General features: G+C 64.8%; 14 protein-coding genes and 2 tRNA genes. 7 read left to right on the forward strand and 9 right to left on the reverse strand.

Features of this window, described 5'->3' with window-relative positions:
• Positions 1 to 26 precede the first annotated feature (26 nt).
• A tRNA-Leu gene (locus EWH12_RS06705) sits at positions 27 to 111 on the reverse strand.
• A gap of 125 nt (positions 112 to 236) precedes the next feature.
• Between EWH12_RS06705 and EWH12_RS06710 the strand changes: the two genes are divergently transcribed.
• The 3 genes from EWH12_RS06710 to EWH12_RS06720 all read left to right on the forward strand — a co-directional run bounded on the left by EWH12_RS06710 (position 237) and on the right by EWH12_RS06720 (position 2,198).
• Positions 237 to 434: a hypothetical protein gene (locus EWH12_RS06710; protein ID WP_066605257.1), complete on the forward strand. Its 198-nt coding sequence runs from the start codon at positions 237 to 239 to the stop codon at positions 432 to 434.
• Between the two features lie 212 nt (positions 435 to 646).
• Positions 647 to 1,252, forward strand: a complete 606-nt coding sequence (locus EWH12_RS06715) for a sigma-70 family RNA polymerase sigma factor (RefSeq protein ID WP_066601922.1) — start codon at positions 647 to 649, stop codon at positions 1,250 to 1,252.
• Positions 1,170 to 2,198 carry a FecR family protein gene (locus EWH12_RS06720; protein WP_066601918.1) on the forward strand — a complete coding sequence of 343 codons (1,029 nt, stop codon included), beginning with the start codon at positions 1,170 to 1,172 and terminating at the stop codon, positions 2,196 to 2,198. Before EWH12_RS06715 ends, EWH12_RS06720 begins: the two co-directional genes overlap by 83 nt.
• Before the next feature lie 3 nt (positions 2,199 to 2,201).
• Here EWH12_RS06720 and EWH12_RS06725 read toward each other — a convergent pair whose 3' ends face one another.
• The 6 genes from EWH12_RS06725 to EWH12_RS06750 all read right to left on the reverse strand — a co-directional run bounded on the left by EWH12_RS06725 (position 2,202) and on the right by EWH12_RS06750 (position 8,671).
• On the reverse strand, positions 2,202 to 3,944 hold the full coding sequence (locus EWH12_RS06725) for an MFS transporter (RefSeq protein ID WP_129926102.1): 1,743 nt from the start codon (positions 3,942 to 3,944) through the stop codon (positions 2,202 to 2,204).
• A gap of 2 nt (positions 3,945 to 3,946) precedes the next feature.
• Entirely contained in the window at positions 3,947 to 4,693 is a 747-nt protein-coding gene (locus tag EWH12_RS06730; protein ID WP_066601913.1) for an FkbM family methyltransferase, read from the reverse strand.
• On the reverse strand, positions 4,690 to 5,835 hold the full coding sequence (locus EWH12_RS06735; RefSeq protein ID WP_129926103.1) for a glycosyltransferase family 4 protein: 1,146 nt from the start codon (positions 5,833 to 5,835) through the stop codon (positions 4,690 to 4,692). Before EWH12_RS06735 ends, EWH12_RS06730 begins: the two co-directional genes overlap by 4 nt.
• Positions 5,832 to 7,136, reverse strand: coding sequence for a hypothetical protein (locus tag EWH12_RS06740; RefSeq protein ID WP_207212369.1), 1,305 nt, complete (start codon positions 7,134 to 7,136; stop codon positions 5,832 to 5,834). The genes EWH12_RS06735 and EWH12_RS06740 overlap by 4 nt, the downstream gene beginning before the upstream one ends.
• A complete protein-coding gene (locus tag EWH12_RS06745) occupies positions 7,133 to 7,885 on the reverse strand; it encodes a methyltransferase domain-containing protein (RefSeq protein ID WP_129926104.1) in 753 nt (250 codons plus the stop codon). Before EWH12_RS06745 ends, EWH12_RS06740 begins: the two co-directional genes overlap by 4 nt.
• Positions 7,886 to 7,969: 84 nt before the next feature.
• On the reverse strand, positions 7,970 to 8,671 hold the full coding sequence (locus EWH12_RS06750; RefSeq protein WP_129926105.1) for an NAD-dependent deacylase: 702 nt from the start codon (positions 8,669 to 8,671) through the stop codon (positions 7,970 to 7,972).
• A 106-nt stretch (positions 8,672 to 8,777) separates the two neighbouring features.
• Between EWH12_RS06750 and dapB the strand changes: the two genes are divergently transcribed.
• From dapB to EWH12_RS06770, 4 genes are all read left to right on the forward strand, one after another.
• On the forward strand, positions 8,778 to 9,542 hold the full coding sequence (gene dapB, locus EWH12_RS06755; protein ID WP_129926146.1) for a 4-hydroxy-tetrahydrodipicolinate reductase: 765 nt from the start codon (positions 8,778 to 8,780) through the stop codon (positions 9,540 to 9,542).
• Positions 9,543 to 10,205: an endonuclease III gene (gene nth, locus EWH12_RS06760; protein WP_129926106.1), complete on the forward strand. Its 663-nt coding sequence runs from the start codon at positions 9,543 to 9,545 to the stop codon at positions 10,203 to 10,205.
• Between the two features lie 101 nt (positions 10,206 to 10,306).
• Positions 10,307 to 10,693 (forward strand): hypothetical protein, encoded by a 387-nt coding sequence (locus EWH12_RS06765; protein WP_129926107.1) that lies wholly within the window; start codon positions 10,307 to 10,309, stop codon positions 10,691 to 10,693.
• Between the two features lie 132 nt (positions 10,694 to 10,825).
• Positions 10,826 to 10,902, forward strand: a tRNA-Arg gene (locus EWH12_RS06770).
• On the opposite strand, the gene EWH12_RS06775 is transcribed toward EWH12_RS06770, so the two are convergent.
• Complete coding sequence (locus EWH12_RS06775) at positions 10,903 to 11,400, reverse strand: methylated-DNA--[protein]-cysteine S-methyltransferase (RefSeq protein ID WP_066601803.1); 498 nt, start codon at positions 11,398 to 11,400, stop codon at positions 10,903 to 10,905. It lies immediately after the preceding tRNA gene.
• A gap of 75 nt (positions 11,401 to 11,475) precedes the next feature.
• A complete protein-coding gene (locus EWH12_RS06780; RefSeq protein ID WP_129926108.1) occupies positions 11,476 to 12,888 on the reverse strand; it encodes an efflux transporter outer membrane subunit in 1,413 nt (470 codons plus the stop codon).
• Position 12,889 lies beyond the last annotated feature (1 nt).

Consider the following 12,889-nt stretch of genomic DNA (forward strand, 5'->3'; position numbering starts at 1 on the left):
CGGTGGCGCTGCCACGGTCGGCATCCTGGTGCGGGCGAAGGGACTCGAACCCCCACATCTTGCGATACCAGAACCTAAATCTGGCGCGTCTACCAGTTTCGCCACGCCCGCATCGGTCGCCGGTCGGCGCGGCATAGAGAAAAGCGTGAGAAGAGGCAAGGGATAGTGGAGCGCCTCTGCGGAACCGCTTATGCTGCCCGAACGTAGGGCTCATGCGTTACACAGGAGAGACAATGATGGCCACCCGCCCCGATACCGGACCCGATGGGGTTCCGCCGCCCGACACAATCCAGCCGCAGTCGCCCGACGAGATGCCCCCGCCCCATGCGCCCGATGAAACGCCGATGACCGAGCCTGACGAAATCACGCCGGTCGGCCCCGATTATGACCAACCTGACAGCGCGCCGATGGAATTGCCCCCGCCGCCCGACTGAGCGGTCACCGCATCGCAAGCAAAAGATTGCGCGATATACGTGTGCGCTCACGGCAACATATCCACAATTAAATTGCCATGGCGGGAACTTTTTTGGTCGATCGTCTTGATTATGACGTTCCTGCGTCTGGACAGCTCCCTGCATCCATGATTGAAATATGACATAGAAAAGAAAAGCGGAGAGGCCCGGCTGAAAAAAAACAGGGGGTCGTCGTGCAACGGGTTCGCGCTAAACTGGAATGGTTCAAGACCGTCATCCTCCCGCAGGAAGCCGCTTTGCGTGGACGCCTGCGCCGGATATTGCCATCCACCCATGAGCTGGAGGATATGGTCGCAGAGGTGATGACCCGCGCCTATGCTACGGAAAATTGGGAAAATGTGACGACGGGCCGCGCCTATCTGTTCACCATCGCCCGCAACCTCGTCATCGACACCGCCCGCCGCAACAAGGTGGTCAGCTTCGAAACCATCGCCGACCTGGAATTGCTGGGCGGCGAGAATAATATCGAGGCGCAACTTCACGCCCGCGAAGCGCTGCGCCAAGTCGAGGCCATTGTCGAGTCGTTGCCTGCCCAATGCCGCCGCGTATTCATTCTTCGCCGCATTCACGAAAAATCGATGCTGGAAATAGCGGACGAGATGTCTCTGTCCGTTTCTACTGTTGAAAAACATCTGGCCAAAGCCATCGCGATAGTTATGCGGGCCTGGGCGGAACGTGAGGAAACGGACTTCGAGCGTGCAGGCGTCGGAACCAGGTTCGAGCAACGGCGGCAGGGACGCGATGGAGGCGCAAGCCGCGCGCCTGCTGGCCAAGCTTAACAACGCCCCCACATCGGAGGACGAAGCGGAGATTTGCGCCTGGATCGAAAGCGATCCGCGCCATGCCGTAGCCTTTGCCCGCGCCGAAGCCGCGTGGGAGGCTGCCGAGCGGTTGAAGAGCGCCGCCGCCGACATCAGCCTGCCGCCGCTCGCCGAAATTGTCAGCGAAGAGCAGCAGCGTCGCCTGTCGCGCAACATCATGATCGCCGCCGCCGTCGCAGTCCTCTTTTTCCTGGTCGCCGCGATAGTCACAGTCCGTACTTTCAGCGGCATCGACCGCTATCAGACCGGTATAGGCGAATATCGCGACATCGCGCTGGACGACGGGTCCACTCTTCATCTGAACAGCGACAGCGAAGCGGAGGTCCGCTTCACATCGAATGGCCGCAAAGTGCGCATCATCAAGGGCGAAGCGTCCTTCGACATTGCCCATGACCGCAAGCGCCCGTTCGATGTCGAAGCCCGGTCCGCGCTGATCCGTGCGGTCGGCACCGCCTTCAACGTGCGGATGCGCCCGTCCCTTGTCGAACTGACGGTGACGCAGGGCATAGTGACCGTCCATTCGGGCGGCGGCGCGGCGCAGAAGGTCGCGGCCGGCAGCGGCGCGGTGATCCAGCCGCGCACCGTCGCGCTGACCCGGCTAGGCCCCAAGCTGATCGACCAGCGCACCGCCTGGCGCGAACAGATGGTCGAACTGGACGGCGAAACGATCGAGCAGGCGGCGGGCGAGTTCAACCGCTATCGCGCCGCGCCGATCCTGATCGGCGATACCCGCGTGTCGTCGCTGCGCATCGGCGGCCGGTTCCGCACCAGCGACAGCCGGGAGTTTCTCTCGGCGCTGCAACTGAGCCTGCCGATCCGTGCGGTGCATGGCGAGGACGGATCGGTGATGCTGCTCTATCGCGACGAAGACCCGGCGCCAGCGGACAATAGCGCGGCGCTGTAGGCCTTACATCGCGTTGTCGGCGGCGTTCAGGGCGTCTTCGAATGTATCGGGGAGCGGCGGCTGGACCGGACGGTCGCAGCCTTCTTCCTTCATATGGGCGCGCAGCGCGTCCATCCGGCCGAGGTTCCAGCGCGCCAGCGGCACGCCCAAGGGCCGAAATTCGGCGCGGTCGAACAGTTGGACGACATAGGCCTCGCACAGCGCATCGACCTGCTCCAGCGTAAGCATCCCCAGGTTCATCACCATCGGCTTGCCCGGCACGCCGTTGCGCCCCCGCACCAGATCCGTGACGTAAAGGCCGCCGCGCGGATCGACCAGAACGACATCGGCCTCGCTCGAATCGATCAGCCGGTGGCTGGCCGCGTAGGGTTCGACGAAGACATGGGTGCGCCACACCAGAAAACTGCTGGCGAGGCCGGTGATGACCAGACCGATCAGCAGCGGCCGTAACGCCCCCTGCGGCCGGAAGCGCGCCCAACCAAGGCCCGCGAGCAGGCAGAAGGGGCCGATGAAGCCATGGGCGTAGCGGAATCCCCAGCCATAGCCTTGCGCCAGCGCGAGCAGGCTGCCGGCGAGGCAGCCCAGCGCCAGCGGCAGCGCGATTTCCTGCCCGCGGATCATCGTGCGCCAGCGCATGGCGGCGATGCCGAGCATGGCCAGGGGGACCATCAATATGTTGTTCCAGGCGACATAGCGCGTGAGATTCACCAGTGGCTGCCAGCGATCGCCCAGCCGCTGGAACAGGCTGCCGACCTTGTCCGCGACCCCGGCGGAGGGGCGGACGTCGGCGGGGGCGCCCAAAGCGTGCATCAGGAAGCCGGGCCAGAGTTTAGCCCAGATGATGACGATCGCCGCCAATGTCAGCGCATGGAAAGCCGCGACGGTCCAGCGCCGCGCCAGCAGCATCCACAGGATGAAGGGGGCGATGAAGATGGGCGGGAAATGCCATTGGTGCAGCCCGGCGGCGATCAGAGCGACGAGGCCTGCGGCGACATGACCGACCACCCCGCCGCGCAGCACCAACGCCAGCCAGACCATGTTGAGCGCGAAATGGCCGGTCATGGCATAGGGGGTCATCGCCGTGACCCAGAGTTGGCTGGACGAGAAGCCGAGCAGCACCGTTACCCAGACCGCATCCGGGCGATCGGGCATCAGGTGCAGCGCCACCCGCCATAGCGCGAACAGGCCCGCCATCAGAAGCGCGGGACCAGCCAGGTTGGGATCGCCCAATTGCCAGAACAGCGCCTGGATCGCACTGTTCACCGGCAGATAGGCCGCCGTCCAATAATCCGCCGCGCCGAAAGGGGAGAAAAATTCGGGCATGATCGCCCGGCGATAGGGTTCCCACTCGACCGGGATGGGGCGCGCGAACAGTCCTTCGCGCATGTAGGCGGCGGCGAAGCGGGCGACTTCTTCGTCCCGGCTGATCGCGTAATCCTGAAACAGCGCATAATGGCCGGCCCACGCCGCCATGCCGAGCAGGACGATCAGCGGCACGACGATCCGGGCGGTGGGCCGGGGAAGCGCGATCCCCTTCCCCTCCGCCCAAGGCGCGGCCAGCGCCAGCAGCAGCAGAGATCCGAGCAGCGCGGGGAAATCCTGATCCAGCAGCAGGATCACCGCCAGGCTGACCCCCTGCCGATAGGTGACGTGCCACAGGAAGGTCGCGCCCAGCCACAGCGCCAGCCCGATCGCGCCCGCCAGAAACAGGCGGCGCGCGCTGACGATGCGGCTCCCCTGCCCCATGGTCAGGCCTGAACCAGGGTCCGGTTGACGAAAATGCCGTCCATTTCGACCAGTTGCGGAAAATGGCCCTTATTATTGGCGAAGAAGGCGGAAGGGACGAAACCGCGCGACTCCAGCCAGTCGATCATCGCGCGATAGCCGACGCCGCCTTCATAAATGGGTCGGACGCCCAGTTCGGTCTGGATGCCCAGCATGGTGGTCAGGACATCGCCCGCGCCTTCGCAGACGGAGAGGTCATGGCCCTGCGTATCCATTTTCAGGAAGGGACGCGCAAAGCCATGCTGCGCGGCCAGTTCGGGCAGCAGCGTATCGAGGCGACGGCATCGCATCTCCACCGTCTTCGTCACCTTGTTGCGGTCGGCGAAGATCGCGTCCTGCGCGTCCGAGGGTTTTTTGAGCGAGCTGAACTGGTCTGCGGCCATGATGTTGAAACTGGCCGTCCCGTCGAAGTCCGACAGGGCCATGTTGAAAACATGCCAGTTGCGATCGGATGCCGCCTGCTTATGCAGATCGGCGAAAACGTCCGGGTTGGGTTCGAAGGAAAGGATCAGCCCCTGATAGCCGGCGTCCTTGCGCGCCGTCGTCGCATATTGGCCGCGATTGGCGCCGACGTCGAAGAGGCAATCGACGGCGAAAGCCGACAGGAAGCGCTTCAAGGCCTGGATTTCGGGATATTGATGGACGCGCCCGGCTACGGCCAGGCGCAGGGCCAGGGCGCGATCGCTCAATTCACGCAGATAGCGGTTCATGCGCGCGCGGCCAACACGGTGCGATAGATGCCGATCGTCGCCACGGCCATATCCTTCCAGCTTCCCATTGCATTCCCGTAATCGCGCGCGCGTGCGCCATGGCCTTGCCTGATGGCCGCGCTTTCGATCAGCGGCAAGAGGGCTTGGGCCAATGCAGGCGCATTTCCCGCGCGGGCGCGGACGGCGACATCGTCGGGCAACTGGCCGAACATGCCCGCGTCCGACGTCACCATCGCCTTGCCATGGTGGAGCGCGGAGAGGAAAGCGCCGCTCGAATCGATATGGCGATAGGGCAAGGCGATCATGTCGGCGCGGACCATGTGGGCGTCGAGCCGGGATTCGGTGAGGAAGCCGAAATCGGTGACGAGGCGGTCGGCGAACCCGGCCTGGGTTACGGCGTCCAGGAAAGGGGCGACGTCCATGAAGGGCTTGCCCGCCAGCACCAATTCGAACACATGCGCGGCGCGCCAAAGCTGGAGGCAGGCGTCGATCAGGATATCGACCCCTTTGTATGGGCGGATCGTGCCGAAGAAGAGCAGGCGCGGGACCGTGGGCGCGGAGATGGCGGCGAGATCAGCCGGGGTTGCGGGGGCAAGGCGCATCGGCGGGTGCGGGGTCACATGGATGCGGGCGGGGTCGATGCCCTGCCCTAACAGCGCGGCGCGGGTCGTGTCGCCATGGACGATCAGAGCATCGAACAGGTCGAGCAGCGCGCGGTAGCCGCGCCCCTGCAGGCCGGCATCGGCATGGTAGGCGTCGGCATTGTGCACGGTGTGAACCAGTGCGGTGCGGCCCTTCAGCCGTTTGAGCATCAAGGCGTCGGCGGGAGCGAGCGGGAGCCACTGGGCGTGGACGACGGGGGCGTTGGTGAGCGCGCTCATGTCGCCCAGTGCGCAAGCAAGGCCATATTCCACCGCCTTGGCGACGCGGAAGGCGCGGCCTTCGCCCAGCCGCGCGCGCAGGGCTTCGCTGCGGGGAAAGAAATGCGGCTTGTACAGATAGCCCTGCGGCATGATCGCGTCGGTGGGACGCATCGGGCGGCCGAGCAGGGTGACGTCGGCACCCTCGCCCGCCAGTGCGGCGCACAGGCTGTCGTCATAGCGCCCGGTGAAGAGCGAGGGATCGAGCATCGCGACCTTCATGCCCGCGCCAGCCTGCGCAGCGAGACGAGGTGCAGCGCGGCGACGATCAGCAGGGTGAGCGCGTAGAGGCCGAGAAAGGCGAGATCGAAGCGGCCGGGCCAGAGCAGCAAGGCGAGCGGCGCGCTGGCCAGCGATCCGGCGAGGAAAGGGAGCGAGCGGGCGAGCAGTTCGCCGAAGCGACCAAGCGCCGCCTGCACATAGACAGAGACGCAGAGCAGGGTCAGCGCGAACAGCGCCAGGATGATGAAGGTGATATCCGCCCGGTCGATGGTGGCGCGGCCGTCGAACAGGATCGTGAACAACCGGTCGCCCGCCAGCAGCAGCACGGCGGACAGGCCGACCGCGAAGATCATCGCCGCGCCGAGCGCGCGGCCCAGCAACTGGCGCAGACGGACCCGGTCGCCGGCATGATAGGCGCGGGTGATGCGCGGCAGGGCGGCCTCCACCGTGGCGCGGACCAACATGGACAGCGACCTGGACACCTTGAAGAAGAAGTCGAAGATGAGCATCGGCCTTGGGTCGCTGGTCGCCAGTGCAATGGTGAAATAGGGCGCGTTATAGGCGACGATATCGGAGACGGTGAAGGCCGCCGATGCGCCGATGTCGCGCAGATAATGCGCGCGGACATGGCCCCCGCCGACGCGGAAGGCGAGCCAATGGCTGCGCTTCATGTCCAGGCGGCGATGGACATGGCTGATCGCATAGGCGATCACCACGATGCTGACGGCCAGTTGCAACGCCACGGACAGGCGCGGGTCCATGCCCGCCAGCATCGCCAGCAACAGCCCGATCGTCACCACACGCCGCGCGCAATCCAGCCCTTCCCACAGGAAATTGCCATCGACCCCCGCCAGCGCCCGCTTGGCGAGCAGGGCCGGGAGGTTGAGGCAGGCGGAGAGGAAGAAGAGCAGGAAGAGCAAAGGCAGGCCGGTTGAGAGCCAGCCCAAAGCCAGCGCGACGATCAGGATCAGGCTGCCGCCCACCACCAGCAGGCCGAGGAAGAGGAAGAGGACGCCCATTTCCTCCAACCGGAAGCCGCCATCATCGTCATCGCCCGTGCCGCTGCTGAGCCAATGGCGACGCAGCCGGGCATAGATGATGCTGGTGAGGCCAAATTCCGCCGAAATGGTGAAGTTACCGAAGGCGACGAGCAGCAGGAACGCCTGAAACTCGGCGATCGGCAGGACGCGCACGAAGACGAAGGTCACGGCGAAGCCCCAGATCAGCACCAGCCCGACATTGGCGAGCTTCACCAGCGCCAGGAAGCGGGCGGACCCTTCCAGCCGCGCGAGGCGGCTCACCGCGCGGGTTCTCCGCCCGGCTTGCGCGCGCGGAACAAACGGTCGTCCAAGCCGTGGAAATGGCGCGTGTCCGTGTCGATCGCTGCGGCGTCGATTTCCTCCAGATCGAAGCCGGCAGCGCGGATTCGATCAGCGAAATCGGGGCCATACTGGCGGACATGATCCCATTGGCCAAAGCGGCGTTCGCGTTCGCGCGGTGGGATGTCGAAGCTGCCATCCTCGGTAGGCCTGTCCCATAATGGCACGATCAGCCAGGCTTCGCCGCCGGGCTTCAACGCATGGTAGATGTTGCGCAGCACGGCCATGTCGTCCGGCACATGCTCCATCACATGGCTGGCGTAGAAGAGGTCGTAGCGATCGCGCTCGGAGAAGTCCATCAGATCGACGCGGCGCATATCGGCAACGGCGTAACGCGATGGGTCGAGATCGGCGGGGGTGTAGTCGGCGGCTGAAGAGAAACGACGCACCAGACTGCGCTCATTGGGGGCCATATGCAGGATGGCGCCGTCCGTGGGCACATCGAGCGTGCCTTGCTGGACCAACCAATTCATGAGACGCTCGCGCGGAGATGCGCCGCAGGCGGGGCAGCCCCATTCCGCGTTATCACCATAGCGGAAGAAGCCGACCACGGCAGAGCCGCAGGCCGGGCAGCTGCGCGTCGCGCGCGCGCCGAGGGCCTTGCGCAGCGTCAACGCCGCCTTGGTCAGATGCTTGCCGGCGGCCTTGGCCACCCGCTGGACAGTAATCACCGATCGCTCCGCGCCATCATGGGGAAAGGCCGCGCTATACTATAAGCGCCGGGCAATGCGAGGGGGTTTCGGGGTTCGTCCCGATCAGGCCAGCAGTTCGCGCACCAGATCGGGCACCAATGCGCTGGCCGGCCCCAGTCGGGTTTCGTGGAAATAGATACTGCCCGCCGACGGATCGAGATTGAGTTCCAGCGTGCGCGCGCCGACATGGCGGGCAGTCTGGACGAAGCCCGCTGCCGGATAGACCGCGCCCGACGTGCCCATCGACACGAACAGATCCGCGTCGCGCACGGCGGCGTCGATCCGATCCATTTCGTATGGCATTTCGCCGAAAAAGACGATGTCGGGGCGGAGTGCGGGTTTGCGGCACCCGTCGCAGGGCGCGCCGGGCGGCAAGGCTGCGGCCCAGGGAACCGCCTTGCCGCAGGCCGCGCAAAGCGCCGATTTGAGTTCTCCGTGCATGTGGATGAGGCGCGTCGCCCCTGCCCGTTCGTGCAGGTCATCGACATTCTGGGTGACGATCAGCAGGTCGCCCGGCCACTGTGCGTCGAGCGCGGCCAGCGCCTGATGCGCGGCATTGGGCTGGACCTCCGCCAGCGTGGCGCGGCGCTCATCGTAGAAGCGATGTACGAGCGCTTCGTCGCGGGCCAGCGCCTCTGGCGTGCAGACGTCCTCGACGCGATGGCCTTCCCACAGGCCATCGGGACCGCGGAAGGTGGCGAGACCGCTTTCGGCGGAAATACCCGCGCCAGTGAGGATGACGATGTTGTGGATGTCGGGGTTCATGGCTGAACTTCTAGAGACGTCATGCGTCCGCGCCAAGGCGGAGGGATGACAAAGTCGCGCTGCTCTGGCATCGGCGGAGCGAGTACAGATAATGAAACGGACCATCATGACGACGATCGGCATTTTCGGGGCGGCGGGCCGCATGGGCCGGGCGATTGCGCAGGCGGCGGTGGATGCAGGCCTGGGCATTGCGGGCGGCACCGATCGTGATCCGGCCGGCGAGATCGCGCCGGGCATCGCCATGACCGCCGATCCGCTGGCGCTGGCGCAAGCGAGCGAAGTGCTGATCGATTTTTCGGCGCCCGGCGCGCTGGGCGCACAGCTGGACGCCTGCATCGCCGCGCGCAAGCCGGTGCTGATCGGCACCACCGGACTGGAGGCGGTGCATCATGCGCTGATCGACGAAGCTGCCGTCCATATTGCGGTGTTGCAGACGGGCAATACGTCGCTGGGCGTCAACCTGCTCGCCGCGCTGGTCGAGCAGGCGGCAGCGGGTTTGGGCGACGATTGGGACATCGAGATCGTCGAGATGCATCATCGGCACAAGGTCGATGCGCCGTCCGGCACGGCGCTGCTGCTGGGCGAGGCGGCGGCGCGGGGGCGCGGGATCGCGTTGGCGCAGCATAGCGAGCGTGGGCGCGACGGCATTACCGGCGCGCGGGCGAAGGGCGCGATCGGCTTTGCCGCGCTGCGCGGCGGATCAGTCGCGGGGGATCATCAGGTGATCTTCGCGGCCGAAGGCGAGCGGATCGAGATCGGTCATCGCGCGGAAAACCGCACCATCTTTGCACGCGGCGCGGTGAAGGCGGCGCGCTGGCTGGTAGGGCAACCGGCCGGGCGTTATGACATGAAAGGCGTGCTGGGGCTGTAGATGAAGAAGGCCGATATATTCGACTTTTTCAGCCGCCTGGCCGAAGCCAATCCCGCGCCGGTGACCGAGCTGGAATATGGCAATCCCTATCAGTTGCTGGTCGCGGTGACGCTGTCGGCGCAGGCGACCGATGTCGGGGTGAACAAGGCGACCCGCGCGCTGTTCCGCGAGGTCGAGACGCCGCAGCAGATGGTCGACCTGGGCGAAGAGGGATTGAAGGCGCATATCAAGACCATCGGCCTGTTCAATACCAAGGCGAAAAATGTCATCGGCCTGTCGGAGATATTGGTGCGCGATTTCGGCGGCGAGGTACCGGAGGATCGCGACACGCTGACCACCCTGCCCGGCGTCGGGCGCAAGACCGCCAATGTGGTGGTCAACACCGCCTTTGGGCAGGAGACGTTCGCGGTCGACACCCATATTTTCCGCGTCGGCAATCGCACCGGGTTGGCGCCGGGCAAGACGGTGCTGGCGGTCGAACAGCAACTGGACAAGAAAGTGCCCGGCCCGTTCCGCCGCGATGCGCATCACTGGCTGATCCTGCATGGCCGTTATGTGTGCAAGGCGCGCAAACCCGAATGTTGGCGCTGCATCGTCGCCGATCTGTGCCGGTTCAAGCCCAAGACGCATGCGCCCAAGATAGCGACTGCGAAGGCCGCTTAGGCACGCATCCATTCGCTCCCTGTTCAGCCATGGCTCGCTAGGAGCATGACGGAAAGGCGTGCGCCGTGCCGTCGATTCGGCATGATATGAGGAGAGAAGCCATGTCCATCTTTGCCCCTGCCCGGCTCGCACTGAGCCTGGCGCTTAGCTGCGCCGCCCTGCCCGCCATCGCCAAGGACAAGCCCGATCCCTATATGGCCAAGGGAGAGCCGGTCAACTGCGTCCAGATTCAGTCGATCCGGTCGACCGATGTGCGTGACGACCGCACCATCGATTTCATCATGAACGGCAACAAGGTCTATCGGAACATCCTCCCCAATAGCTGCCCCAGCCTGGGCTTCGAGAAGCGGTTCCTTTATAAGACGAGCCTGTCGCAGCTTTGTTCGGTCGATATCATAACCGTGCTGTGGAATGGCGGCCCCGGATTGCAGCAGGGCGCGAGTTGCGGCCTGGGCAAGTTCCAGCCGATGGAGAAGGCCTCGAAATAAGATGGATTGGCGATTGTAAGGCGATTTTCGAGTCATCAGATGATTCCATCTGATTAGAAATCGCTTCAGGGTGATTTTGACGCTGGCGCAGCGCGGTGGACTTTGCTACCCGCCCCTCCTGACCAGCGTCTTGCACCCATAGCTCAGCTGGATAGAGCGTTGCCCTCCGAAGGCAAAGGCCAGTGGTTCGAATCCACTTGGGTGCACCATTATTCCTGATTTTCGATAGTCTTACGCTCGAAATCGAGTAGCCAGCGCTTGGTTTCCATGCCGCCGGCAAAGCCGGTCAGCGCGCCATTCGCGCCGACGACGCGGTGGCAGGGAGCGATGATTGAGATTGGATTGCGGCCATTGGCCGCGCCGACGGCGCGCGATGCCGTGGGGCGGCCGACGGCGCGGGCGATGTCGCCATAGCTGCGCGTCTCGCCGAATGGGATATCGCGTAGCGCCGCCCAAATGGTCTGCTGAAAGGGCGTGCCGCGAAAGTCCAGCGGCACCGTGAACGCCCGAAGCCGGCCTGCAAAATAGTCCGCCAGTTGCGCCGCTGCCGTCTTCAGTATCGGATGATCGCTGCGTTCCGCGCGCGCGCCCAGGCGGACGCGGGCGGGGTCGTCATCCTCCCACAGAATCGCCACGAGGCCGGTATCGCTCGCGACAAGCGTCAGTGGGCCGACCGGCGAGGGGAAAATGCTATGGGCCAGGATCATCTATCGTCTCCGCTATGCACCGAGGCCCATAGCGGAGATCGATCGGCGATTCTTCCCGCAGCTTGCGGCCAAAGCCTATTTCAGGCCGCCGCCCATGGCGCGATAGAGTTCGACCATGTTGCTGGCGCGGGTCAGGCGCGTGCTGAGCAGGCTCTGTTCCGCGCTGTAGAGCGAGCGTTGCGAATCCAGTGTCGTCAGGAAACTGTCGACCCCATAGCGGAAGCGCGCCTCGGACAAAGTGTAGGCGACCTTGGCCGAATCGCGCAGGGAGGTCTGCGCTTCCAACTGGTCGTTCATTGTGCCGCGCCGCGCGAGCGCGTCGGCGACTTCGCGGAAGCCGGTCTGCACGCTCTTTTCATAAGTAGCCAGCATCGCGTCATAAGTCGCCTTGGCGTAGCGCAGATTATTCTTGTTCCGACCAAAATCGAAGATCGGCAGGGTTGCGCTGGGCGCGACCGACCATGTGTCGCTGCCCGACGCGAACAGGCCTGAAAGGCCCAGACTGACCGTACCGAGCGCCGCCGTCAACGAGATGTTGGGGAAGAAGGCCGCGCGCGCCGCGCCGATATTGGCGTTGGCGCCACGTAACTGATGTTCCGCCGAAGCAATATCGGGACGGCGCAACAGCACGTCGGACGCGATGTTCGCCGGCAGATTTTCCAACGTCGCGCCTGCCTGTGGCAAGACGTCGGGCAGGTCCGCGGCCGGGACAGTCGTACCGGCGAGCAGGTTGAGCGCATTTTGATCCTGCGCCACCAGCGTCGTCGCCTGAGCGATGTCCGAGCGGGCCTGATCGTAGCTGGTCTGCGCCTGACGCACTTCCAGATCCGATGCAATGCCCTTGGCGAAGCGCGCCTTGTTCAATTCCAGCGTCTTGCCGAACGCCTGTTCCAGATCGCGGGCGATGCGCAATCTTTCCTGATCCGCCGCCATGGCGAGCCAGGCATTTGCGGTTTCCGCGATCAGCGCGGTTTGCGCCGCGTTGCGGTTCTCGACACTGGCGAAATATTGCTCCTGCGCTGCCTCGGTAAGGTTACGCACGCGGCCGAACAGGTCGATTTCCCACGCAGAAATGCCCAGTTGCGCCTGATAGACGTCAGTGTTCAACCGCTGGCTCTGACCGAACTGGACCAGCGGCTGTTCCGAATAGGTCGCCGTACCGGTTCCCGCCACGGTGGGCAGCAGGTCCGCCCGCTGCACCTTATATTGCGCCCGCGCCTGTTCGACATTGGCGACCGCCAAGCGAAGGTCGCGGTTGTTTGCGAGCGCGGTTTCGATCACCCGCGCCAACCGGGCGTCGGTGAAGAAATCGCGCCAGCCGGTGTCTGCCGTCACGGCCGCGCCCTGCCCCCCTTCGATAGCATAGGCTGGCCCCTGCGGCGAGGTTGCAGGCACCGGCAGGTCCGGCCGCACATATTTGGGCGCCATGTCGCAAGCGGCCAGCGCCAGCGAGAGAGTGAGGGCGCCCAGCGCTGTTACATTGCGCATG

This window comes from Sphingobium cupriresistens, from assembly GCF_004152865.1.
GTDB classification, from domain to species: Bacteria; Pseudomonadota; Alphaproteobacteria; order Sphingomonadales; family Sphingomonadaceae; genus Sphingobium; species Sphingobium cupriresistens.

Excerpts from the sequence above, each read along its gene's own strand:
- EWH12_RS06750 (WP_129926105.1), bottom strand. The coding sequence starts at position 8,671 with ATGAACCCCGACATCCACAACATCGTCATCCTCACTGGCGCGGGTATT.
- nth (WP_129926106.1), top strand. The coding sequence starts at position 9,543 with ATGAAGAAGGCCGATATATTCGACTTTTTCAGCCGCCTGGCCGAAGCC.
- EWH12_RS06775 (WP_066601803.1), bottom strand. The coding sequence starts at position 11,400 with ATGATCCTGGCCCATAGCATTTTCCCCTCGCCGGTCGGCCCACTGACG.
- EWH12_RS06735 (WP_129926103.1), bottom strand. The coding sequence starts at position 5,835 with ATGAAGGTCGCGATGCTCGATCCCTCGCTCTTCACCGGGCGCTATGAC.
- EWH12_RS06730 (WP_066601913.1), bottom strand. The coding sequence starts at position 4,693 with ATGAACCGCTATCTGCGTGAATTGAGCGATCGCGCCCTGGCCCTGCGC.
- EWH12_RS06710 (WP_066605257.1), top strand. The coding sequence starts at position 237 with ATGGCCACCCGCCCCGATACCGGACCCGATGGGGTTCCGCCGCCCGAC.
- EWH12_RS06725 (WP_129926102.1), bottom strand. The coding sequence starts at position 3,944 with ATGGGGCAGGGGAGCCGCATCGTCAGCGCGCGCCGCCTGTTTCTGGCG.
- dapB (WP_129926146.1), top strand. The coding sequence starts at position 8,778 with ATGACGACGATCGGCATTTTCGGGGCGGCGGGCCGCATGGGCCGGGCG.
- EWH12_RS06765 (WP_129926107.1), top strand. The coding sequence starts at position 10,307 with ATGTCCATCTTTGCCCCTGCCCGGCTCGCACTGAGCCTGGCGCTTAGC.
- EWH12_RS06780 (WP_129926108.1), bottom strand. The coding sequence starts at position 12,888 with ATGCGCAATGTAACAGCGCTGGGCGCCCTCACTCTCTCGCTGGCGCTG.